Source organism: Archangium gephyra (genome assembly GCF_049060025.1).
Classification (GTDB): domain Bacteria; phylum Myxococcota; class Myxococcia; order Myxococcales; family Myxococcaceae; genus Archangium; species Archangium gephyra_A.
The window spans coordinates 5,024,073-5,044,365 of sequence record NZ_JBMEQQ010000002.1 but is presented as its reverse complement, the minus strand read 5'-3'; the positions used below and the strand labels follow the sequence as shown (position 1 = coordinate 5,044,365).

Here is a 20,293-nt window from a genome sequence, read left to right as displayed (position 1 = left end):
ATCGCGATTCCCATCTTCCGCCGGGGAGGCGTCCGGGAGGACCGGCCGCCTCCGTTCCCTCACCGCGGCAGGAGCGAGCGATGGCGCAGCGGATGGATGTTCGGGTTGGCATGGATGTGAAGAGCAGGGACGGGCACCGGGTGGGCAAGGTGATCGGCCTGGCGGACGATGCCTTCGTGGTGGAGAAGGGCGTGTTCTACGCCAAGGACTACCGGGTGCCTTTCCGGTCCGTGGAGACCATCGAGGGCGATGACATCCGCCTCTCGTTGGACAAGGACCAGCTCCAGAAGGCCAGTGTGGGCGAGGCGCTGCAGGCGGCCGACCGGTTGGGCATGGGGACGGACTCGCTGTCCGAGGCCCGCATGGACAGCGCCAAGTTCCAGGACCACGACCAGTACGACGTGCGCACCGAGCGCGAGAAGGAGGTGGAGGTGACGCCTCCCATCGGCTTCGATCCGAATACCCCCTCGCGCTACTAGGACAAGCGCTCCTGGGACATGCACATCGTCCAGTTCCTGCTGCCGCTGCGGGACAACGAGCGGCGCCCGTTCCCCCGTGCGGACTTCGAGAAGGTCCGCACCGAGCTCACCGAGCGGTTCGGGGGCGTCACCGCCTTCTTGCAGTCCCCGGCCTCGGGGGCGTGGAAGGAGGAGGAGGGGGAGGGGGAGACGGTGCGGGACGAGATGCTGCTCTTCGAGGTGATGGTGGAGCCGCTCGACCGGAAGTGGTGGAGCGGCTACCGCGCGGAACTGGAGCGCCGTTTCCGGCAGGAGCGCATCGTCGTGCGTGCCCTCGGGACCGAGATGCTCTGAGAAGCCGTGAGGGACTCAGGCCGCGACGGGACGCTTCGCGCGCTCGTAGTGCCCGGCGAGGATCTCCAGGTAGTTGCCGTGCTCCACCCACTCCAGCAGGTGCATGACCCGCCAGGCGACGAACGGGTGGCTGCTGTCCATGGTCATCAGCGTCGCGAGCAGCCCGTCGAACCAGTTGTCCTCCTCCAGCTTCGCCAGCGTGCGCGCCTGCCGGATGAAGGGGGCCAACTGCATCTTCGTGCGCCGGGTGACGCCCGGCCGGTTGCCGCCCGCCAGCTTCATCAGCACGTTGAGCGAGGCGCCCAGGTCCCTGCATGCGAGCAGGCCCGCGCGGTCCGCCGTCAGCTCGGAGCAGCGCATCCACTTGTAGAGCGCCTTCTGCAGCGGGAAGCTCAGCACCTGGCCCACCGTGCCCAGCAGGTGGGTGCCGCTCGCCATCACCACGGCCACCGTGCGGTAGAGGCCATGCTCCGCGTGCATGTGGCCCAGCTCGTGCCCCATCACGGACACCACCTCCGTGTCGTCGAGCTGATCGAGCAGGCCCGCGAAGATGGTCACCGCCGGCTCCTCGCTGCCGTAGGTGGCCGCGTTGGCATGCGGGGACTCGGAGAGGAACAGCGTGGGCCGCAGGCCCAGGTCCAGGCTCTGGCGCGAGCGCTCCAGCAGCGCCACCAGCTCGGGGAACTGGTCCTCTCCGCACAGGACGGAGCTGGACAGGTTGAGCAGCCGGAAACTGCGCTCGCCCAGTTGCGTCATCAGCCAGCGCATCAGCGCGGGGAAGCCGGGAATGCCCTTGAGGGCCGCCAGCGTCGTGCGGTCCAGCGAGTGCTCGTAGGCATTCGAGGCGATGTGCGTGAGGGGCTCGTGGGGGGCGAGGAACAGCGGCTCGCCGCACGCACCGCACTCACAGTGGTGGGGCTCGAGGATGGCCCGGGACACCTGGACGCGGTTGCGCCGGCCACAGTGGCGGCACTCGAGCAGCTTCACGGGGACCTGCTTCGCGTCCGGCCAGAGGGCCTGGGCGAGGGGGGCGCGGGACTCGTTCTTCATGACTTCCTCCCGGCCGCGCTCTTCTTGGCCGTGCTCTTCCTGGCCGCGCTCTTCTTCTTCGCGGGCTGGCGCACCCGCGCCTCCACGACGTCCTCCTCCTGCTCCTTCCGGGTGGCCTCGGCGCCGAGGAACTCGCGGCGCTTCTGGAGGTCGCGGATGCACCGCTCGCCCACCCGCTTGGTGAGGACCTTGTTCATCGACGAGCCCACCGCGATGCCCACCAGCGGCAGCGCCCGCACCAGGCCCTTGGAGAGCTGGAGGAGGGCGATCTTCGTCATCACGCTCACGAGGTGCTTGGAGACCTCGCGCGGCGCGTACTTCCAGATGGCGACGCCCTCGGCCTTGGCGAGGTCCACCAGGGCGTTCTCGCCGCTCTTGGCGTCGTAGGTGCTCACCGAGGCGAGCAGGAACGCGAGCTGCCGCTCCTCGTCCTTGCGGATGTCGAAGCCGTGCAGGTAGCTGAGAATGAGCGCCATCTCCACCTCGTACTTGAGGAGGAAGCCCATGTCCGCGAGGGCCCCGCCCAACGCGGCCACCAGGGTACCGGCCCCGGGAATCAGCGCGGGCGCGGCGGCGAGGCCTCCGGCGATGGCGGCGCGATTGGAGAAGGAGCGCACCACCTCCTCGGAGGCTTCGCGCTTGTCCCCCCCGGCCCGCCGCAGGTGCTGCTCGGCGAGGGCGATGAGGCTGTCCGTGTCCGAGAGGATGCGCTCGACGGCGGTGAGGAGCTTGCGCCCCTGGCTCAGGTCTTCGGCTTCCTTCATGGAATTCCCCCTCGGTGTGTGGAGCGGAGGACGCCAGCACGGCGCCCGATGCCGGGACGCTCGCGAAGCCTCGCGGCCCTGTCAAGCCGGGGGGCGGCGGGCCCTCCCCCTGCTTCCCGGCGTGGCGCACCCCTCCGACGGTGAAGGGAGGCGCACATTAAGGCTGAAGAGAGGGGCCCGAGCCCGGCCCCGGCGAGGCGCGAGGAGGCGGTCATGTTCGTGGTGACGGGAGCATCGGGACATACGGGGTCCGTGGTGGCGCGGACGCTGTTGCAGCAGGGGCAGCGGGTCCGGGTCATCCTACGGGATGAGGCCAAGGCCGGACCCTGGCGGCAGTGGGGCGCGGAGGTCGTGCTGGCGGACTTGCGCGACGTCTCCACGCTGGCCATGGCGATGGTGGGCGCACGCGGGGCCTACCTGATGGTGCCGCCGCCCGTGCCCTCGAGCACCGGGGTGATGGAGGCGTGCTGGACGGTGGTGGACGCGATGGGGCGGGCGGTGGAGGAGAGCGGGCTGCCGCACTTCGTGCTGCTCTCCTCGGTGGGCGCGCAGCACGCGGAGGGGACGGGCGTCGTGAAGACGCTGCACCTCGCGGAGCGGGAGCTGGGCTCGCGAGGCACGCCGATGACGATCCTCCGCTCGGCGTACTTCATGGAGAACTGGGGCGAGGGGCTGCGCGCGGTGGTGGCCTCGGGCGTGATGCCGGACTTCATCGGCCCCGCGGATCGCCGGATTCACCTGGTGGCGACACGGGACGTGGGGGAGATCGCGGCCCGGTTGCTGCGCGAGCCCACGTTGGGCCGGCGTGTGGTGGAGCTGACGGGGCCGGTGGAGTACAGCCCCATCGAGGTCGCGGACACGCTGGCGAGGCTGCTCGCCCGGCCCATCCGCGTGCAGGAGCACACGCCCGCGGCCGAGGTGCCGATGCTCATGGGGATGGGTTTCTCCGCGGAGGTGGCGAACCTGCTGGCGGAACTCGACGACGCCATCCACCACGGCCGGCTCACCTTCGAGCATCCCATCCACGTGGTGCGCGGGTGGACCACGCTCGACGAGGTGCTCGGTGGGTTGCTGCGGTCTCTGGGGGCCCTGCCGCACATGGGCGAGGGCACGACGGCGTCTCCGTAGACGCGGGAGGTTTTCAGCCCGTGGCGCTCGTGGGGAATGACGCAGGAGGCTGGGCCATGGGGCCATTCATGAGATGGTGCCCCCATGGGAACGGCCTCGGTGACACGGAGGGCGATGGCGGTGAGCCTCGCCTTCCTGCTTGTTTCGTGCAGTGCGGCACACGCCCCGGCGGTCGGACCCACGGGCCCCCGAGACCTGGCCAGGTACGTGATTGTTCTGAAGCAACAGGCAGATGGGCAGGTGGTGCACGCCTGGGTTCCGCTGAAGGAATTCGATCTGGCGAAGTTCCAGCACGCCATGAGGACGAGGAGCGTCCGTCGGAACATCGTGCGTGTGTCCTCGTCAGACTTGAATGCGTATTGCCAGGGTCGATATGAGCAGTGCATGGATGATTGCCCCAGGAGTGGCAGTCCATTCGAGATTGGCCACCGCAAATACAGGGACACCCGGGCACAACCGTGGCGCATTGCCAGAGGGCGGTGGTGTCGGGAAAATTGTATGGATGCTTTTGCTCAATGTGTAAGGGGCCGCGGTGAATGGGCAGAGGAGTACGCCGCCGAGTTCGACGCGATAGAACCCGCCATCGACTGGATCAAGAAGCATCGCACGGAGCTTGTCGTGGGCTCTGTCGTGGTCATCGCCGGTGTGGCCTTCGCGGTCGTGGTCGCTGGCTCGGGAGGCGCGGCACTCGTTTTGGCGCCACTCCTGGTCATGGCGGAAATCTCCCCGGGAATGCTCCCCGAAATCCAGATCGAGGGGGCATGCAGGTGACAATCCATGAGCAGCTTGTAGACGTGGTGCTTTTCATCGGAGCCCGGAGGCGAGCAGCGGAGGCGAAGGGTCGGCACGAGGAAGTGAAGCTCTGGCGCTATGTGTGGCTGCTCGACGACTTCGTCCGCGTGACAGGCCAGGTCTACCGGTTCGAAGATTCACTCAGGAGAGAGCTTTCAGCGGAACGGCCTTCCATCAGCACTCATCTGGGCGATCATGAGGGGACGCTCGCGCAACCGGTGATGGATCTACTGCTCGAGACCCTGGACGAAACGCCCGAGCCCGAACAGAAGCAGCACGTGCGCGTTCTCATCGCCCTCGTCAACTTCCTCGCCGAGACGGGGCAACTCGATGAAGCGGATGGCTTCGTCGTCAATCGATGGGACTACGCCCCGGTGGCTATCGCGCACTTCTCCAACCCTGAGGAGGCCCAGGCCTGGATGAAGAGCGTCGCGGAACCACCGAGCCCGGTCCGCATTCTCATCGGCGATGAGTATTTCCAATTCTGGTATATGCGTGAGGACAACACGCGCGGGATGTATCGCGATTATCCCATAGAGCCGGACTTGGAATGGCTGACGGCCAGGGGAATCCCTCCAGAGACGCCGTCGTTCGCCACGCGCGTGGAGGCGGAGGCGTGGTTGAAGAGCCACCCAGCCCATCCCTATACCTTCGTGGCAATCGCCGGGGAGCACTACTTCGCGGTGCATCACCCGTGGCTGAAGCGCCACTCCCTCCACCACGTGGCGTCGACCCTGGAGGCCTGGGAGGAGCGCAAGCGGCTCGTCGAACTCGATACGGACCAGGAGACAGAGGACCCGTCAGAGGGAGCCGGTGAGTAGGCGGTCCCGCCAACTCCACGCTACGCGGGGAGGACGGGCGCTTCGGCCAGAGTCGGTGCTCGGGACGCGCTCAGGGCCTCGTCGCGCCGCGGTGGCCGCGTCACCTCGCGCGAGCGCGACATGTCCATCCGCCAGCGCTCCTCGAAGTCCGCCGCGAACGCGTGGTCGTCCACGACCAGCGAGCCTTCCTCCAGGTACTCCATGGAGAGGAAGTCGAGGTTGATGGACCCGACCACGACGATCCGATCGTCCACCAGCATCGTCTTCGCGTGCATCATGGAGGGCTGGTACTCGTACACCTTCACGCCGCTGCGCTCGAGCCGGCGGTAGAAGCGGCGTTGGATGAAGGTCACGCTCGGGTGGTCCTGGTAGGGCCCCGGCAGCAGCAGCCGCAACTCCACCCCCAGGGCCGGGCGTGCGCACAGCGAGCGGAGCACCTGCGGGGGCGGGACGAAGTACGCATTCGCGATCCACACGCGCTGCCGTGCGGCGGCCAGCGCGATGTGCGTCACCCACCGGGCATGCGACAGCCCCTTCACGTCGGTGCTCGTCACGTACGCGGCGCATGCGTCTCCAGCGGGCCGGGTCCGCTCGAACTCCGCGGCGGGCAGCATCGGTCCGCCTGTTTCCATCCAGTGGTTGGCGAACGCCACCTGCATCTGCCGCACGACGGGCCCTTCCACTTCCACGCTCGACTCCCGCCAGCCGTCCGGAGAGAGCCCGTTGCCGTTCCACTCGGGTGCGATGCCGAAGCCGCCCGTGATGCCCACCCGCCCATCCACCACGACGAGCTTGCGGTGGTTCCGCCCGGTGAAGGCGAAAGGGTAGTCCTTGGGGGGCCGGAAGTAGTGCACCTCGCAGCCCGCCTCCACCAGGCGAGGGTAGAGCTGCTCGGCGAAGCCGGGGCTGCCCATCGGGTCGACGAGGATGCGCACCGCCACCCCCTCGCGCGCCCGGAGGCATGCGAGCTCGGCCAGGTGCTCGCCGGGCTGCCCCGGCCTCCAGATGTACACGTTGACGTGGATGCTGTGGCGCGCGGCGCGAAACGCTTCCTCGATCGCGGTGAACACCTCGCCGTTGTCCCGCCACGCGAGGCGGTTTCCGCCCACCATCGAGACCGCTGTCGCCTGCATCAGTGCGAGGCCCACGCAGTCCACCCCTCCGGGCAGGCCCCTGCCCCTGCCCAGCGAGCCCCAGGGGCCGAAGGCCATCCGCCGGTTCAGCCCGCGTCGTGCGAGCAGCCCCAGCCCGGCGCCCACCGCGAGTCCCGCTCCCAGCGCACGCATCATGCGCTGCAAGCTATGCATCACCCTCCGTGCCAACCGTCTGGGAGGGCGTGCGCTCGTCAGGCCGCCTGCCCGGGACGCCCGGGTTGAGGTTGCCCGTCAGGGACTTGCCGGAGAAGCACGCGGTGCAGAAGGTGGTGCGCTCCTTGTCCGTGGCCGGCATGACCCTCAGTGCTCCGAGCGCCCTTCCGGCCAGCGCAGCTCCGCCCGGGTGCCGTGGGGGGAGAGGGGGGTGAGCAGCACCCGCCAGCCGAAGTGCTGCGCCAGCCGCTCCACCAGCGACAGCCCCACGCCGAAGCCACTGCGCTCGGGCGCGACCGCGCCGAGGCCCTCGCCGCTATCGCTGACGCTCCAGCAGCCCGCCTCCACCCGAACGCGCACCTGTCCGGCGCGCGTGTAGCTGAAGGCGTTCTTCACCAGGTTTCCGAGCAGCACACGCGCCACCGAGGCTGGCACCGGCGCATGCACCAGGCCTTCCGCCTCCACCACCACCGCCACCTCCGGGCTGCGCAGCCCGTCGTACAGCGCCACCACCTCGCGCGAAACCGAGGTGAGCTCGACAGGACTCGCCCGTACGCCGCTCGCGTGCCAGCCACAGAATGCCCTCGGTGAGCAGGCCCATCTGGTGCACGGCATCCCGCAGCCGTGCGAACGTCTCCTGGTCCCGCGGCGGGTGACGCTCGAGAATCTCCACCGCTCCCTGGGCCACGGCGAGCGGCGTGCGCAGCTCGTGGCTCGCGTCGCGGTTGAACTGCCGCTCGCGCTCGAGCAGGGCCTGGATGCGCGCGTCTCGCGCGCGCAGCGCCTCGAGCAGCGCGTGCACCTCGGCCACCGCCCCGTCCTCTCCGGGGAGCGCCGCGCCCTCCGACTGCAGCGAGCGCCTGAGTCCTTCCAGCGGCCCACTGAGGCGGCGAGCGACCCGGCTGGAAATCACCGCCGCCGCCAGCAGCGCGAGCGCCGCGCTCGACGCGAGCATGTCCCCCCTGCGGAGCAGCCGCGAGGTCGTGCGGGTGAAGGTGTTGGCACGGAAGGCCACGTACAGCGTGTCACCCGAGGCCGCCCGCGGGCGCACTGCCACGTGGAAGTGCCCCGCCTCGCCCGCCGCTACCTCGTACTCCCCGCGCGCCAGGACGGGAGACAGCGCCTGCGCGAGCGCGGCCGGCAGGGCGACGTGCCCCCGATGCACGCTCATGCCCACCGCCGGCCGCGGAGGCTCCTGGCCGGACGTGAGCGCCTGCTCCTGCCGGTCGGCTTCGGCCGCCACCAGGCGGTCGAAGATGACGTCCTCCAGGTCGTAGCTGAAGAGCACGAAGAAGCCGCCCATCACCGCGAGCGCCAACACGGACGAGAGCAGCAGGGCGCGCCAGAGCACCGCGCGCAGCGGGCGAAGCCCCTCAGGCAAGGTGAACCTCCAACGCGTACCCCTCGTGGCGCCGGGTGACCACGAGCTGCTCGAGGCCCAGCTCGCCGAGCGCCTTGCGCAGGCCGTACACGTGGGTGCGCAGCGCGCTGCCCTCCCGAGGTGCCTCCCCCCACAGCCGGTCGGCGAGCGTCGCCGCCGGCACACTCTCCGGGGCGGCCTCCATCAAGAGTTGGAGCACCCGCGCCTCGGTGCGGCTGAGCCGGACCTGCCGCTCGCCCCGGCGCGCCCATCCGCTCTCGGGCTCCAGCAGCAGCGAGCCCAGGGACAGCGTGCGGCCGCTGGGGGGCACGGGCCGGCGTGCCAGGGCCTCCAGGCGCCAGCGCAGCTCGCGCAGGGAGAAGGGCTTGACGAGGTAGTCGTCGGCGCCGGCGGCGAAGCCCTCCTCCTTGTCCTCGAGCGTGTCGCGCGCGGTGAGCATCAGCACCGGCACCAGCCGCGGGGCCGCCTGCCGCAAGTGCCGGCACACCCGCAGGCCGTCCATGCCCGGCAGCGTGAGGTCGAGCACGATGACGTCGTAGGGATGAGCGAGCGCGAGCGCCAGGCCCTCGGGGCCCGTGGAGGCGAAGTCGAGGGTGATGTCCGGCTCGAGGAACCGGGCGATGTTCGCCTGCAGGTCCCGGTTGTCCTCCACCACCAGTACGCGCATCGCGAGAAGGCCCTCCAGGCGGAGACGTTACCGCACGCATGTCAATTCCGCGTCAACGCGCGGCTGACCCGTGGCCGACCCCCTTCCGTGCAGGGTGCGTGTCTCTCTTGCTCAGGAGGTACCCCGAGATGAAGCACCTGCTGCTGTCCGCGCTTGTCCTGCTCACCCCGTGCCTGGCGTCCGCGGCCGAGGCCCCGCCCGCCTCTCCCATGACCGGCGCCGTGGCACGAGAGGTGCGCGCCGCCGATGGAGAGCGCATCCCCGTGCTCGTCCTCGAGCCGCACCGGCCGTCCAAGGGCCCGGCGCCGGTGGCGGTGCTCGTGCATGGCCTGACGCGCAGCAAGGAGGACTGGCTCGTGGACGCGAAGCCCACCTTCGGCGGCGCCTTCACCGAGGCGCTGCGCGAGGCGGGCTACCGCGTCTACCTGTTCGATGCGCGGCTGCACGGCGCGCGTGCGGTCGAGGGGGACAAGCCCTCCGCGCGGGTGAAGCGCTCGCACGAGGGCGACAGCGGCCCGTACCGCTCGATGGTGGCGGGCACCACGGAGGACGCGCAGGCCGTGCTCGCCCACGCGCTCGAGGGGAGCCGTCCTCCGCGCGTCCTGCTCGGTGGCTACAGCATGGGGGCCCAGGTGGCACTCCTGCTGGCCGCGCGAGAGCCGCGGGTCACGCACCTCGTCACGATGGTGCCGCCGTACGTGGACCCGGTGCTCGAGGAGGTGGCGCCCGTGCGCGCCGTCGGCCGCATCCAGCAGCGCTGGCTGCTCCTGACAGCCAGGCGCGATGGTTTCGCCACGCCCGAGCAGAACGAGGCCCTCTTCGCCGCGGCCCCCTCCCGGCACAAGGCGCACCACTCCTTCGACAGCGGCCACGCGCTGCCGCGCGACTACCTCGCCGAGGTGCAGCGCTGGCTGGCCGCCCAGCCCTGAGCGGTCCGCGCCGGGAGCGAGAGTGAGGCCACACCGTAGAGAAGTGCTCGCGCCTGCAATCGGCTCCCCCAGGGGACCATTCATGAGATGGTGCCCCCATGAGAACGGCCTCGGTCACACAGAGGGCGATGGCGATGAGCCTTGCCCTCGTGCTTGTTTCCTGCAGTGCGGCACACGCCCCGGCGGTCGGACCGGCGAGCCCCCGAGACCTGGCCAGGTACGTGATTGTTCTGAAGCAACAAGCAGATGGGCAGGTGGTGCACGCCTGGGTTCCGCTGAAGGAATTCGATCTGACGAAGTTCCAGCACGCCATGAGCGCGATGCGCGTCCGTCGAAACATCGTGCGTGTCTCCTCGTCGGACTTGAATGCGTATTGCGAGGGGCGGCGTAAGCAGTGCGAAGCGGACTGTCTCAGGAGTGCCAGGCCATTTGCGATCGGCCGCCGCAAATACCAGGACACCCGGGTACAGCCTTGGCGCATCGCCAGGGGGCGGTGGTGTCCGGAAAACTGCATGGATGCGTTTGTTTCGTGCACGAAGGGGCGGGGTGAGTGGGCAGAGGAGTACTCCGCCGAGTTTGACGCGGTAGAACCTGCCGTTGACTGGCTCAAGAAACATCGCGCGGAGCTTGTCGTGGGCTCCATCGTGGTCATTGCCGGTGTGGCCTTCGCCGTCGTGGTCGCTGGCTCGGGAGGCGCGGCACTCGTTCTGGCGCCACTCCTGATCATGGCGGAAGTCTCCCCGGAAATGCTCCCTGGAATCCAGGGCGAGGGGGCATGCGATGACCATCCATGAGCAGCTTGCAGACGTGATACTTTTCATCGGGACCCGGTGGCGAGCAGCGCAGGCGAAGAGCCGATACGAGGAAGCGAAGCTCTGGAGCTATGTGCGGATGCTCGACGATTTCGTCCGCGTGACAGGCCAGGTCTACCGGTTCGAAGACTCACTCAGGAGAGCGCTTCCAGCGGAACGGCCCTCCGTCAGCACTCGTCTGGAAAAGCATGAGGGGTCGCTCGCGCAACCGGCGATGGAACTGCTGCTCGAGACCCTGGACGAAACGCCCGAGCCCGAACAGAAGCAACAGGTGCGCGTTCTCATCGCCCTCATCAACTTCCTCGCTGAGACGGGGCAACTCGATGAGGCGAACGGCTTCGTCGTCAATCGACGGGACTACGCCCCGGTGGCCATCGCGCACTTCGCCAACCCTGAGGAGGCCCAGGCCTGGATGAAGAGCGTCGCGGAACCACCGAGCCCGGTCCGCATCCTCATCGGCGATGAGTATTACCAATTCTGGTATATGCGTGAGGACAATACGCGTGGAATGTATAAAGATTATGCAATAGAGCCGGAATTGGAATGGCTGATGGCCAGGGGAATCCCTCCAGAGACGCCTTCTTTCGCCACACGCGAGGAGGCGGAGGCGTGGTTGATGAGCCACCCAGCCAATCCCGATACCTTCGTGGCAATCGCCGGGGAGCACTACTTCGCGGTGCATCACCCGAGGCTGAAGCGCCACTCCCTCCACCATGTGGCGTCGACCCTGGAGGCCTGGGAGGAGCGCAAGCGGCTCGTCGAACTCGATACGGACCAGGATGAGGAGGGGCCGCACTCGGATACCGAGTGAGGGCCGGGATGGAGGAGGGGGAGAACCCCACCCCGGCCCTCTCCCATGGGAGGAGGTGCGCGCCACCGGCTTCGCGGCTGGCACCTCCGTCCCATCCCTCTGCCCGAAGCGGGAGAGGGGGCGCATTCTTCTCACGAGCCGGTCTTGCGCATCTTCTCCGCGGCCGGCACGGCCCTCAGCAGCCGCACGGGCATCTTGTCCACCAGCTGCTCCGTGTACTGCGTGAACAGGCGGTACATCACCGGCAGCAGCACCAGCGTCAGCGCGCACGCGGAGAGGGTGCCCGCCACGATGACCACCGCCAGCGGCTTCTGCGTCTCCGAGCCGATACCCCGGCTCAAACACGCCGGCACCAGGCCCAGCGCGGCCAGGGCCGCCGTCATCAGCACCGGCCGCAGCCGCTCCTGTGCTCCGTTGAGGATGGCCTCGTCCAGCCCTTCGCCCGCCGCGCGCCGCTCGGCGATGGCCGACATCACCAGCACCCCATTGAGCGCCGCCTGGCCGATGAGCGCGATGAATCCCACCGCCGCCGCCACCGACAGCGGCATGCCCGCCAGGTACAGGCCGAACACCCCGCCCATCAGCGCGAACGGCACGTTCATCAGCGTGATGACCGCGCGTCCGAACGACTCGAACGCCTTGAACAGCAGCAGCAGCGTGAGCAGGAGCGCCACCGGTACCACCGTCATCAGCCGGTTCATCGCCCGCTCCTTGTTCTCGAACTCGCCGCCCCACTCCAAGGTGATGCCCGCCGGGTTGGGCGCCTGCTGCTGCACCTTCTCGCGCGCCTCGTTGACGAACGAGCCCAGGTCCCTCCCGCGCACGTTCATGCGGATGCCGATGTAGCGCCGGCCGTTCTCCCGGTTGATGGAGGCCCGGCCAAAGCCCGTCTCCACGCGCGCCAGCGTCTCCAGCGGCACCGTGGCACCGCCTTCCACCGGCACGCGCAGCCGGGCCAGCTTCTCGATGTCGTCACGGCTGGACAGCGGCAGGCGCATCACCACGTCGAAGCGCCGCTCACCCTCCCAGAACTCACTCACCGGACGGCCGCCCACCGCTGTCTGGAAGACGTGCTGGAACTCGCCCAGCGACATGCCGTGACGCGCCAGCGCCACCCGGTCCGGTATCACCTTGATGTCCGGCACCTCGCCGCTCTTCACGATGCCCAGGTCCGCCACGCCCGGCACGCCGGAGATGACGTCCTTCACCTTCTCCGCCTGCTCCTGCAGCACCTTCAAGTCATCCCCGTAGAGCTTCACCGCCACCTGGCCGAACTGGCCGCTGATGCTCTCGTTGACGTTGTCCCGGATGGGTTGGCTGAAGTTCACCTCCAGGCCCGGCACCTCGTCGATGGCCTTCTGCAGCACGGCGATGACGGAGGCCAGGTCCGGTGTCTCCTCTGGCCACTGCTCGGGAGGCTTGAGCTTCACGAAGAACTCGAGGTTGTTGGTGAGCGTGGCGTCCGTGCCGTCCTCGGGCCGGCCGAGCTGGCTGAGCACCCCGTCCACCTGCGGCGCCTGGCGGATGAGCCGGGTGAGGCGCGGCACCAGCTTGCGGCCCTCGGACAGCGAGACGTTGGAGGGCAGGGTGAACGTCATGTAGAGGCCGCCCTCGTTGAGATCCGGCAGGAACTCGCTGCCCATGCGCGGCAGCATCCACCCGGCGAGGGCCAGGCCCAGCGAGGCCAGCGCGATGACGAGCCAGGGCTTGCGCAGCGCGAAGCGCAGGGTGGGCGCGTACGCCCGGGAGGCCGCGCGCAGCACCGGCGACTCCTTGTGCTCCACCGGCTTGCGGTACACCAGCGAGGCCAGCACCGGAATCAACGTCACCGAGAAGATGAGGGCCCCCACCAGCGCGGCCACCACCGTGTTGGCCATGGGCGCGAAGATGCGCCCCTCCACCCGCTGCAGCATGAAGATGGGCAGGTAGGCCGCGATGATGATGAGCAGCGCGAACACCGTGGGCCGCACCACCGCCCGCGTGGCCGCCTGGATGCGCTCCATCGGCGTCTGTGGAGCCTCGCCCGGCTGGCCGTGGCCGGACAGGCGCAGGAGGATGCTCTCGATGATGACCACGCCGCCGTCCACGATGACGCCGAAGTCCACCGCGCCCATGGACAGCAGGTTGGCCGACATGCCCCGCATCTTCAGGTAGATGAACGAGGTGAGCAGCGAGAGGGGAATGAGCGTGCCCACCACCAGCGCCGCCTTCAGGTCCAGCAGGAAGACGAAGAGCACCAGGGTCACCAGGAGGGCGCCCTCCAGCATGTTGCGGCCCACCGTGCGCAGCGTGGTGTTCACCAGCTCCGTGCGATCATAGAAGGGGGAGATCTCCGCCTCCTCCGCTTGCAGCCGCGCGTTGAGGCCCGTGACGGCGTCCCGCACCCGGCTCAGCACCACCGAGGGGTTCTCTCCGCGGCGCATCAGCACGATGCCCTCCACCACGTCGGTGTCGCCCTCGCGGCTCACCACGCCCTGGCGCGGCGCCCAGCCCTCCGTCACGTCCGCCACGTCCTTGATGAAGACGGGGGTGCCCTCGTGCGTGGCCACGCGCACGTGGAGGATGTCGTCCAGGGTGCGGAACAGGCCCTCGCTGCGGATGACGAACTGCTCGCTGCCGCGCTCCAGCGTGCCGCCGCTCGCGTTGAGCGAGCCGCCCCTCAGCGCATCCTCCAGGTCCTTGAGCGTCAGGCCGAAGGCCGCCAGGTGCGTGGGGTCCGGCTGGACGTGGATCTCCTTGAGCAGGCCGCCGTAGCTCACCACGTCCGCCACGCCGTCCACGCGCAAGAGGCCCGGCCGCACCACCCAGTCCTGCAGGGTGCGCAGCTTCATCGGGTCGCCCTTCGCGCCCTGGAGGGTGTAGCGATAGATTTCTCCAATGGGCGTGGCCAGGGGCCCGAGCTTCCGGCACCACGCCCTCGGGCAGCTCCGCGTCGCGCAGCCGCTCCAGCACCTGCTGGCGGGCGAAGAGCGCGTCCACCCCGTCATTGAAGGTGAGCGTGACGAAGGAGAGGCCAAAGAGCGACAGGTTGCGCAGGCGGGCCAGGCCCGGGGTGCCGTTGAGGGCGCGCTCCAGCGGAATGCCAATCTGCCGCTCCACCTCCTCGGAGGGCTGGCCGGAGTAGAGGGTGATGACGTTCACCTGCGTGTCCGTGGAGTCCGGGAAGGCCTCCACCGTCAGGTCCGTGAAGGACATCCATCCCCAGAGGGCCACCAGCACCGTGAGGAAGAGGACGGCCGCGCGGTTCTTCAGACTGAATTCGACGAGCTTTTCGAACATGGACGTTTTCCCCGCGCGCCTAGTTGGCCAGCTCGATGGTGTTCTCCAGCAGCAGCGCGCCGCGGGCGACGTAGCGGATGCCGGGCTCCAACCCCTGGTGCACCTCCACTTCCCCGCCGCGGCGGCGGCCGGTCAGCACCGCCACGCGCTCCAGCCGGCCCGCCTCGCGCGCCACGAAGACGACCGAGCGCGCTCCGTCCGTCACCACCGCGCTGGCCGGCACGCGCACGCGCCGGACCGTGTCAGCGGCCTGGGGCGTCACCTCCACGAAGGCGTTGGGCCGCAGCGCCCGGTCCTCGTTGGCCACCCGGAGGCGGACCTCCACGGTGCGCCGGCGCGGGTCCACCACCTCGGAGATGCGCTCCACCGTGCCGCGCCGTTCCACAGCGCCGGACTGGGTGCGGACGAGCGCCGTCTGCCCCTCGCGCAGGTCCGCGGCGTCCGTCTCCTGCACGTCCGCGATGACCAGCACCTCGCCCAGATCGGAGAGCCGCACGAGCGGCCCGTCCCGCTCCGGCGTCACCTCCTGGTTGGCCACCACGTCCAGGTCCACCACCGTGCCCGCGCGCGGCGCCGTCACCCAGAAGAGGTTGTCGCCCTCGGCGGACACCGAGAGGCTCGCCTTCCGGGCCTGGGCGGCGCGCAGGGCCAGTTGCGCCTGGTGCAGCTCGGCCTCGGCGGCCGCCAGCTCCTTCTCCGGAGCGGCCTGCACGGCCACCAGCTCGCGCACCCGCTCGGCGCTGCGCTGCTTGTTGGCCACCTCCGTTCCGGCGCTCTTCACCTCGCGCTCGAGGTCCGCCCAGGCGCCGGAGCGCACGGAGAAGAGGCGCTCGCCGGCCTTCACCCGATCCCCCAGGCGCACGCGCACCTGGTCCACCCGCCCGGCCAGGGGCGCGCCCATCGAGGCGGTCCGGCGCTCGTCCAGGTCCACCCGGCCCGGGGCCGGCAGCGGCGCGAGCATGGGGGCCTCGACGGCCACCGAGAAGCTCGATGTACTGCCACTGCGGCCCCGCGGGAGGCAGGTGCACGCTCTCGCCCCTCACGATGGGGCTGGGGGGAGGCGCGGGCTCGGCCCCGGCTGGAGTGGGGCGGCCGAGCACCAGTCCAGCGGTGACGGCGGCGCCCAGGCCGAGGCCCGCGGCGGCGAGCCAGAAAGGACGGCGGGGAGGACGGGAGGAAGACGAGGTCATGGTGGGGGTCTCCAACGAGGGAAAGGGGTTCAGAAGTGCTGGCTCAGCTCGCGGGGAGGTGTGGGGCCTCCGGCGCTCACGCGCTCCATCGCCACCGCGAGGCGGAAGGCGGAGAGGTCCAGCTCCGCGGCATCCAGCAGGAGCTGGCCGTAGGTGCGGCGGGCGAGGAGCAGCTCCAGCATCGAGGCGCCGCCGGCCTTCACCGCCACCTCCATCCGCTGCACGAGCTGGGTGGCCTGGGGCAGGGTCTGCGTGCGCATCCGCGTGCGCCGGGCCTCCATCGCGCCGTGCTGGGCGGACAGGGCCGTCAGCTCCCGTTGGGCCTGGGCGGTGAGCCAGGCGTGGGTGCTCGCGGCGGCCTCGGCGGAGGCGCTCGCGGCCAGCGCGTCCGCCTGGCCCCGGTCGAAGACGGGCAGGGGGATGCTGAGGTTGAGGCCCACCGAGTGGAGCTGATTGCCGGAGATGACGAACTGGTCGTACACGTAGCCGGCCTGCACGGTGGGGTCCGGAATCCAGCGCCGCCGCGCGAGGGTGAGGGCGGCCCGGGCGCCACGCTGCTGGGCCTCCAGGGCTCGCAGGTCCGGCCGCTGCTCCAGTCCCGTCGCGGGCGGCGGGTTCGACAGGCGCGTGGCGAGGAACCCGGCCGCCGTCTCGGGGCCGCCGAAGGGCACGCAGGCGAGGCCCGCCGTGCGCGAGCACTCCAGGAGTGCCTCGGCCAGGCGGTGGCGCTCCCCGGCGAGCTGCTCCTGGAGCTGGGCCTCCTCCAGCAGGGCCCGGTCCGCGTCCAGGCCCGAGGTGTCCCCGCGCTGCGCCCGGGCGCGCTGCAGCTCCGTGAGGCGCGCGGCATCCCCGGCCAGCCGCTCCAGCTCGGCCAGACGCACCTCGACGGTGGCCACCTCGGCGACGCGCTCCAGCACGTCCTGGGTGCGCGCGCGGAGCTGGGCCTGCACCTCGAGCGCGGTGGAAGCGAGGGCCGCGCGGGCCGCGTCCTGGCGGGGGCCCCGCTTGCCCAGCTCGATGAGCTGCGAGAGGCCCACGCTGAAGTTGGGCACCTCGGTGAGGCGGTTGAGGCCGGGCGGGTTGGTGGGGCCCAGCGGCAGGGTGTTGGCGCCGAGCCCCAGCTCGGGGTTGGGCAGCAGTCCGGCCCGCACCAGCTCCGCGCGCGCCGAGTCCACGCGGGCCCGGGCGGTGGCGAACTCGGGCGAGCGCTCCCACAGCCGCGAGGCCAGGCTGTCCTCATCCGGCAGCGAGGCCAGGGCGAGCGAGTCGGCCGGGGCGGTGGAGGAGGGGGTGGCGGGGGAGGGGGCCTGGGCGGGGGCGGCGGTGGCCCCGAGCAACAGGCAGGAGACGAGCAGCGGAGGAACGCGGCGCACGGAGGAGGCTCCCAGTGAGGTTCGGGAGTCCCCTGGGCAAGCCGCGTGCCCGCGTCATCGCGAGGGATTTCGAGGAGTTACGCGCCCGGGCCGGTTGCAGCGGCTGCCATGGCGGGCCGGAATTCCAAATCCTGACATTGCAGATTCTGCAATCGGAGCGTCAGTCCTCGCCGAGCCGCTTGAGGAAGGTGGCGTAGGCGAGGCCGAGCACCTTGGCCGCCTCCACGCGCCGGCCCCCCAGGCGCTCCAGCGTCCAGCGGGCGTAGGCGCGCTCCACCTCCTCCATGGGGCGGGGTGGGGTGGGCAGGGTGAAGGCCTCCGGGCTGTCCGTCATGGCCGGGCCCGTGGGTGCCGGGGCCGCGGGCTTCACGCCCGCCAGCACGTCCAGTTGCAGCTCCGGGCCGGGCTCCATCACCAGCGCGCGCTCGAGGAGGTTGCGCAACTCGCGCACGTTGCCGGGGAAGGCGTAGGCCTGGAGCCGGGCCCGGGCGTGCTCGCCGAGCACCCTCTCCTCGCGCCGTCCGCTTCCCGGCGCAGGCCGGCCAGCAGGCCCTCGGCCAGGGGGAGGATGTCCTCGCGCCGCTCGCGCAGCGGGGGGATGTCGATGCGGAAGACGCTCAGGCGGAACCACAGGTCCTCGCGGAACTCGCCGCGGGCCATGAGGGCGGGCAGGTCCCGGTTGGTGGCGGCGACGATGCGCGCGCTGCTGGAGTGCTCGGTGGTGCCGCCCAGGCGCCGGAAGCGCCCCGAGTCGAGGAAGGTGAGCAGCTTGGCCTGGAGGCTCAGGGGCAGCTCGCCCACCTCGTCGAGGAAGAGGGTCCCCCCGTGGGCCACCTCCACCAGGCCGCGGCGGGCGGTGCGCGCGTCGGTGAAGGCGCCCTTCTCGTGGCCGAACAGCTCGCTCTCCACCGTCTGCTCGGGCAGGGCCGCGCAGTTGACGTGGACGAAGGGCGCGCCCTCGCCCCCCGAGGAGAAACCATGCAGGTGGCGGGCGAGCATCTCCTTGCCCACGCCCGTCTCCCCCAGCAGCAGCACGGCGCTGCGGGGCGAGGCGGCGATGCGCTCCAGGGCGGCGAGCACCCGCTGCATCGCGGCCGAGGCGGGCGGGACGAGCCGGCGCCGTCCGGACAGCTCGGCCTCGGCGGCGGCCAGCCGCTCCTTGAGGCGCCCCGTGTCCAGCGCCCGGCGCACGCGCAGCACCAGGTCGGTCAGCTCCACCGGCTTGGCCAGGTAGTCCACGGCTCCCGCGCGCATGGCGTCCACCGCGCTGGCGATGTCGCCGTGCGCCGTCACCATCACCACCGCCGCGCCGGGCGCCTGGGCCTTCAGCTCGGGGAGGAAGGTGAGCCCGTCCCCATCCAGCAGCCGCCGGTCCAACACCACCAGGGCGGGGGTGAGGCGCCCGAGCGCGGCGCGGGCCTCGTGCAGCGAGCGCGCCAGGGTGACGGCGTAGCCCTCGCGTTGCAGGGCCGCCGCGCCCATCGAGGAGAAGGCCCGGTCATCATCGACGAAGAGGAGGGGAGTGCTCATGCCGACAGCTCCTGGACGTCCGGGAAGTCCCCGGGGTGCGGTTGCACGGGCAGGTGCACGCGGAAGCGGCTGCCGCCGGGAATGCGGGCGAAGGTCAGCCGCCCGCCCTGCTGCTCCACCGCGCGCCGGCTCATGGACAGCCCCAGGCCCACCCCCTTGGGTTTGCTGGTGACGAAGGGCTCGAAGAGCCGGTCCTCGAAGCCGGGGGGCGGCCCGCCCGCGTTGTCCTCCACCTCCACCACCGCCTCGCCGTCGCGCTGGTGCAGCCTCACCCGCACCTCGGGCGAGGCCACCTGTCCCAGATCCTTGGCCGCCACGGCCGCCTCCATGGCGTTGCGCACCAGGTTGTCCAGCGCGGTGGCCAGCAGCAGCGGGTCTCCCGAGAGGAGCAGCTCCCCGTCCAGCTGGGCCTCCACGCGCACCTCCTCGGCCTCGGGCAGCACGCGCAGCCCGTCGAGCACCTCGCGCACCAGGTGCGGCAGGTCCACCGGGATGCGCTGCACGCGCGGCTGCTTGCCGAAGTGCAGCAGCGAGGTGGCCAGGTGGGCCAGCCGGTCGATCTGCCCCCGCAGCGTGCGCACCGCGAAGCCCTGCTCCTCGGAGGGCGCGAGCATGCCGATGGCGGCCTTGAGGCCATTGAGCGAGTTCTTCACCTCATGGGCGATGAGGCTGGCGGCCGAGCCGAGGGCGGCCATCGTCTCCTTCTCCGCCGCGCGCCGCTCCATGCCCAGGAAGAGCCGGTAGACGCGCCGCCAGTGCAGGCTGAAGAGGAGCAGCGTGCCCACCTGCAGCACGGCGAGCACGAGCAGTTGCAGCAGCAGCCGGTCACGGATGGGGGCGAGGGTGGCGGTCTCGTCCGCGGCGAGCACCAGCCGCAGCTCCGTGCCCGGCACGGGCGTGGCCCAGGCGAACACCTGCCCGTGGAGCAGCTCCCACTCCTGGCCCTCTCCGTTCAGCAGGGACTCCACCCTCGCGCCGAAGCCCGGTGCGGTGGCCCAGGCGGGAGGGGAGTCGGGGACGAAGAGGTCTCCCTGGCGGTTGAGCACCAGCAAGGTGAGGTGCTCGCCGGTGGGCCGGGCTCCGGGGAGCTCCTCGCCCGTGTCGAGCAGGCCCACGAGCATGCCCGCCGTGCGGTTGTGGCGCACCACGGGGACGGCGACGACGAAGGTGGACGAGCCCGGGGCGAGCGCATCCACGGTGGGGGCCTGCTGGGCGAGGACGCGTTGGAACCAGGGGCGCTCACTCAGCGAGGGGGCCACGGGCAGTCCGGGGGGCTCGCTCCAGCGGGGGCGGCCCGCCGCATCCAGCAGGAGGATGCCCTGGCGGAAGAGGCCGGCGTCCGGGGTGGTGAGGTCCTGCATGTCCTCGGTGGCCTTGTCCTCCTGCATGTCGGGGCCGACACCGGCGGCCACGCGCGACAGCTCGGACTTGAGCAGCTTCAGGTGCAGGCTGAGCGCCTGGGCATACACCCGGGCCTCGCGGGCGGTGCGGGTGCGGAACTGGCTGCGCGCCTCGTGGACGTCGCCGCGGTAGGAGAGCAGCGGCCCGGCCACGGCCACCAGCCCCAGCAGCACGAGGCCTGCGAACACGGAGCGGGTGAACTGCCGCTCGGCGCGGAAGGCCTCGGGATGGGAAGGACCCGCCATC

At 70.7% G+C, this 20,293-nt stretch carries 21 protein-coding genes and 1 pseudogene; 8 read left to right on the top strand and 14 right to left on the bottom strand.

Features of this window, described 5'->3' with window-relative positions:
• Positions 1-110: 110 nt before the first annotated feature.
• Positions 111-479: a hypothetical protein gene (locus ACN28I_RS21970; protein WP_420943911.1), complete on the top strand. Its 369-nt coding sequence runs from the start codon at positions 111-113 to the stop codon at positions 477-479.
• 18 nt (positions 480-497) lie between these two features.
• Positions 498-812, top strand: coding sequence for a hypothetical protein (locus tag ACN28I_RS21965; RefSeq protein ID WP_420943910.1), 315 nt, complete (start codon positions 498-500; stop codon positions 810-812).
• 15 nt (positions 813-827) lie between these two features.
• Here the strand turns inward: ACN28I_RS21965 and ACN28I_RS21960 are convergent, their stop codons facing one another.
• Positions 828-1,862, bottom strand: coding sequence for a M48 family metallopeptidase (locus tag ACN28I_RS21960; RefSeq protein ID WP_420943909.1), 1,035 nt, complete (start codon positions 1,860-1,862; stop codon positions 828-830).
• Complete coding sequence (locus ACN28I_RS21955; RefSeq protein ID WP_420943908.1) at positions 1,859-2,626, bottom strand: EcsC family protein; 768 nt, start codon at positions 2,624-2,626, stop codon at positions 1,859-1,861. Before ACN28I_RS21955 ends, ACN28I_RS21960 begins: the two co-directional genes overlap by 4 nt.
• Before the next feature lie 213 nt (positions 2,627-2,839).
• Here ACN28I_RS21955 and ACN28I_RS21950 point away from each other — a divergent pair, with 213 nt between their 5' ends.
• The 3 genes from ACN28I_RS21950 (at position 2,840) to ACN28I_RS21940 (ending at position 5,367) form a co-directional block, all read left to right on the top strand.
• Positions 2,840-3,754, top strand: a complete 915-nt coding sequence (locus ACN28I_RS21950; protein ID WP_420943907.1) for an NAD(P)H-binding protein — start codon at positions 2,840-2,842, stop codon at positions 3,752-3,754.
• A 498-nt stretch (positions 3,755-4,252) separates the two neighbouring features.
• Positions 4,253-4,525 (top strand): hypothetical protein, encoded by a 273-nt coding sequence (locus ACN28I_RS21945; protein WP_420943906.1) that lies wholly within the window; start codon positions 4,253-4,255, stop codon positions 4,523-4,525.
• A complete protein-coding gene (locus tag ACN28I_RS21940) occupies positions 4,516-5,367 on the top strand; it encodes a hypothetical protein (protein WP_420943905.1) in 852 nt (283 codons plus the stop codon). Before ACN28I_RS21945 ends, ACN28I_RS21940 begins: the two co-directional genes overlap by 10 nt.
• A 20-nt stretch (positions 5,368-5,387) precedes the next feature.
• Here the strand turns inward: ACN28I_RS21940 and ACN28I_RS21935 are convergent, their stop codons facing one another.
• From ACN28I_RS21935 to ACN28I_RS21915, 5 genes are read right to left on the bottom strand one after another with little or no spacing between them, the layout of a single operon-like run.
• Positions 5,388-6,656, bottom strand: coding sequence for a phospholipase D-like domain-containing protein (locus ACN28I_RS21935; protein ID WP_420943904.1), 1,269 nt, complete (start codon positions 6,654-6,656; stop codon positions 5,388-5,390).
• Positions 6,657-6,666: 10 nt separating this feature from the next.
• Positions 6,667-6,816, bottom strand: a complete 150-nt coding sequence (locus ACN28I_RS21930; protein WP_420943903.1) for a hypothetical protein — start codon at positions 6,814-6,816, stop codon at positions 6,667-6,669.
• Between the two features lie 5 nt (positions 6,817-6,821).
• Positions 6,822-7,034: an ATP-binding protein gene (locus tag ACN28I_RS21925; protein ID WP_420948694.1), complete on the bottom strand. Its 213-nt coding sequence runs from the start codon at positions 7,032-7,034 to the stop codon at positions 6,822-6,824.
• Complete coding sequence (locus tag ACN28I_RS21920) at positions 6,991-8,055, bottom strand: sensor histidine kinase (RefSeq protein ID WP_420943902.1); 1,065 nt, start codon at positions 8,053-8,055, stop codon at positions 6,991-6,993. Before ACN28I_RS21920 ends, ACN28I_RS21925 begins: the two co-directional genes overlap by 44 nt.
• Complete coding sequence (locus tag ACN28I_RS21915) at positions 8,048-8,722, bottom strand: response regulator transcription factor (RefSeq protein WP_420943901.1); 675 nt, start codon at positions 8,720-8,722, stop codon at positions 8,048-8,050. Before ACN28I_RS21915 ends, ACN28I_RS21920 begins: the two co-directional genes overlap by 8 nt.
• A 128-nt stretch (positions 8,723-8,850) precedes the next feature.
• Here ACN28I_RS21915 and ACN28I_RS21910 point away from each other — a divergent pair, with 128 nt between their 5' ends.
• From ACN28I_RS21910 to ACN28I_RS21900, 3 genes are all read left to right on the top strand, one after another.
• Positions 8,851-9,651 (top strand): alpha/beta hydrolase, encoded by an 801-nt coding sequence (locus tag ACN28I_RS21910; protein WP_420943900.1) that lies wholly within the window; start codon positions 8,851-8,853, stop codon positions 9,649-9,651.
• A 221-nt stretch (positions 9,652-9,872) separates the two neighbouring features.
• On the top strand, positions 9,873-10,445 hold the full coding sequence (locus ACN28I_RS21905) for a hypothetical protein (RefSeq protein ID WP_420943899.1): 573 nt from the start codon (positions 9,873-9,875) through the stop codon (positions 10,443-10,445).
• Positions 10,432-11,274, top strand: a complete 843-nt coding sequence (locus ACN28I_RS21900) for a hypothetical protein (protein WP_420943898.1) — start codon at positions 10,432-10,434, stop codon at positions 11,272-11,274. Before ACN28I_RS21905 ends, ACN28I_RS21900 begins: the two co-directional genes overlap by 14 nt.
• 131 nt (positions 11,275-11,405) lie before the next feature.
• On the opposite strand, the gene ACN28I_RS21895 is transcribed toward ACN28I_RS21900, so the two are convergent.
• The 7 genes and pseudogenes from ACN28I_RS21895 to ACN28I_RS21865 form a co-directional block, all read right to left on the bottom strand.
• Entirely contained in the window at positions 11,406-14,261 is a 2,856-nt protein-coding gene (locus ACN28I_RS21895) for an efflux RND transporter permease subunit (protein ID WP_420943897.1), read from the bottom strand.
• Positions 14,242-14,553, bottom strand: a pseudogene (locus ACN28I_RS21890) (efflux RND transporter permease subunit); the annotation flags it as partial. The gene ACN28I_RS21895 and the pseudogene ACN28I_RS21890, both read right to left, overlap by 20 nt.
• A gap of 19 nt (positions 14,554-14,572) precedes the next feature.
• Positions 14,573-15,532 carry an efflux RND transporter periplasmic adaptor subunit gene (locus tag ACN28I_RS21885; RefSeq protein WP_420943896.1) on the bottom strand — a complete coding sequence of 320 codons (960 nt, stop codon included), beginning with the start codon at positions 15,530-15,532 and terminating at the stop codon, positions 14,573-14,575.
• 240 nt (positions 15,533-15,772) lie between these two features.
• A complete protein-coding gene (locus ACN28I_RS21880; protein WP_420943895.1) occupies positions 15,773-17,116 on the bottom strand; it encodes a TolC family protein in 1,344 nt (447 codons plus the stop codon).
• Positions 17,117-17,276: 160 nt separating this feature from the next.
• Positions 17,277-17,621 (bottom strand): helix-turn-helix domain-containing protein, encoded by a 345-nt coding sequence (locus ACN28I_RS21875; protein WP_420943894.1) that lies wholly within the window; start codon positions 17,619-17,621, stop codon positions 17,277-17,279.
• Positions 17,528-18,646 (bottom strand): sigma-54-dependent transcriptional regulator, encoded by a 1,119-nt coding sequence (locus ACN28I_RS21870; protein WP_420943893.1) that lies wholly within the window; start codon positions 18,644-18,646, stop codon positions 17,528-17,530. The genes ACN28I_RS21875 and ACN28I_RS21870 overlap by 94 nt, the downstream gene beginning before the upstream one ends.
• Positions 18,643-20,292, bottom strand: a complete 1,650-nt coding sequence (locus ACN28I_RS21865; RefSeq protein ID WP_420943892.1) for an ATP-binding protein — start codon at positions 20,290-20,292, stop codon at positions 18,643-18,645. Before ACN28I_RS21865 ends, ACN28I_RS21870 begins: the two co-directional genes overlap by 4 nt.
• Between the last annotated feature and the right edge of the window lies 1 nt (position 20,293).

Bases quoted from the DNA above. Each gene is read 5' to 3' on its own strand.
- ACN28I_RS21970 (WP_420943911.1), top strand. From the start codon at position 111: ATGGATGTGAAGAGCAGGGACGGGCACCGGGTGGGCAAGGTGATCGGC.
- ACN28I_RS21930 (WP_420943903.1), bottom strand. From the start codon at position 6,816: ATGCCGGCCACGGACAAGGAGCGCACCACCTTCTGCACCGCGTGCTTC.
- ACN28I_RS21940 (WP_420943905.1), top strand. From the start codon at position 4,516: ATGCAGGTGACAATCCATGAGCAGCTTGTAGACGTGGTGCTTTTCATC.
- ACN28I_RS21915 (WP_420943901.1), bottom strand. From the start codon at position 8,722: ATGCGCGTACTGGTGGTGGAGGACAACCGGGACCTGCAGGCGAACATC.
- ACN28I_RS21910 (WP_420943900.1), top strand. From the start codon at position 8,851: ATGAAGCACCTGCTGCTGTCCGCGCTTGTCCTGCTCACCCCGTGCCTG.
- ACN28I_RS21935 (WP_420943904.1), bottom strand. From the start codon at position 6,656: ATGATGCGTGCGCTGGGAGCGGGACTCGCGGTGGGCGCCGGGCTGGGG.
- ACN28I_RS21900 (WP_420943898.1), top strand. From the start codon at position 10,432: ATGACCATCCATGAGCAGCTTGCAGACGTGATACTTTTCATCGGGACC.
- ACN28I_RS21895 (WP_420943897.1), bottom strand. From the start codon at position 14,261: ATGACGGGGTGGACGCGCTCTTCGCCCGCCAGCAGGTGCTGGAGCGGC.
- ACN28I_RS21960 (WP_420943909.1), bottom strand. From the start codon at position 1,862: ATGAAGAACGAGTCCCGCGCCCCCCTCGCCCAGGCCCTCTGGCCGGAC.
- ACN28I_RS21870 (WP_420943893.1), bottom strand. From the start codon at position 18,646: ATGAGCACTCCCCTCCTCTTCGTCGATGATGACCGGGCCTTCTCCTCG.
- ACN28I_RS21955 (WP_420943908.1), bottom strand. From the start codon at position 2,626: ATGAAGGAAGCCGAAGACCTGAGCCAGGGGCGCAAGCTCCTCACCGCC.
- ACN28I_RS21865 (WP_420943892.1), bottom strand. From the start codon at position 20,292: ATGGCGGGTCCTTCCCATCCCGAGGCCTTCCGCGCCGAGCGGCAGTTC.
- ACN28I_RS21945 (WP_420943906.1), top strand. From the start codon at position 4,253: ATGGATGCTTTTGCTCAATGTGTAAGGGGCCGCGGTGAATGGGCAGAG.
- ACN28I_RS21950 (WP_420943907.1), top strand. From the start codon at position 2,840: ATGTTCGTGGTGACGGGAGCATCGGGACATACGGGGTCCGTGGTGGCG.
- ACN28I_RS21965 (WP_420943910.1), top strand. From the start codon at position 498: ATGCACATCGTCCAGTTCCTGCTGCCGCTGCGGGACAACGAGCGGCGC.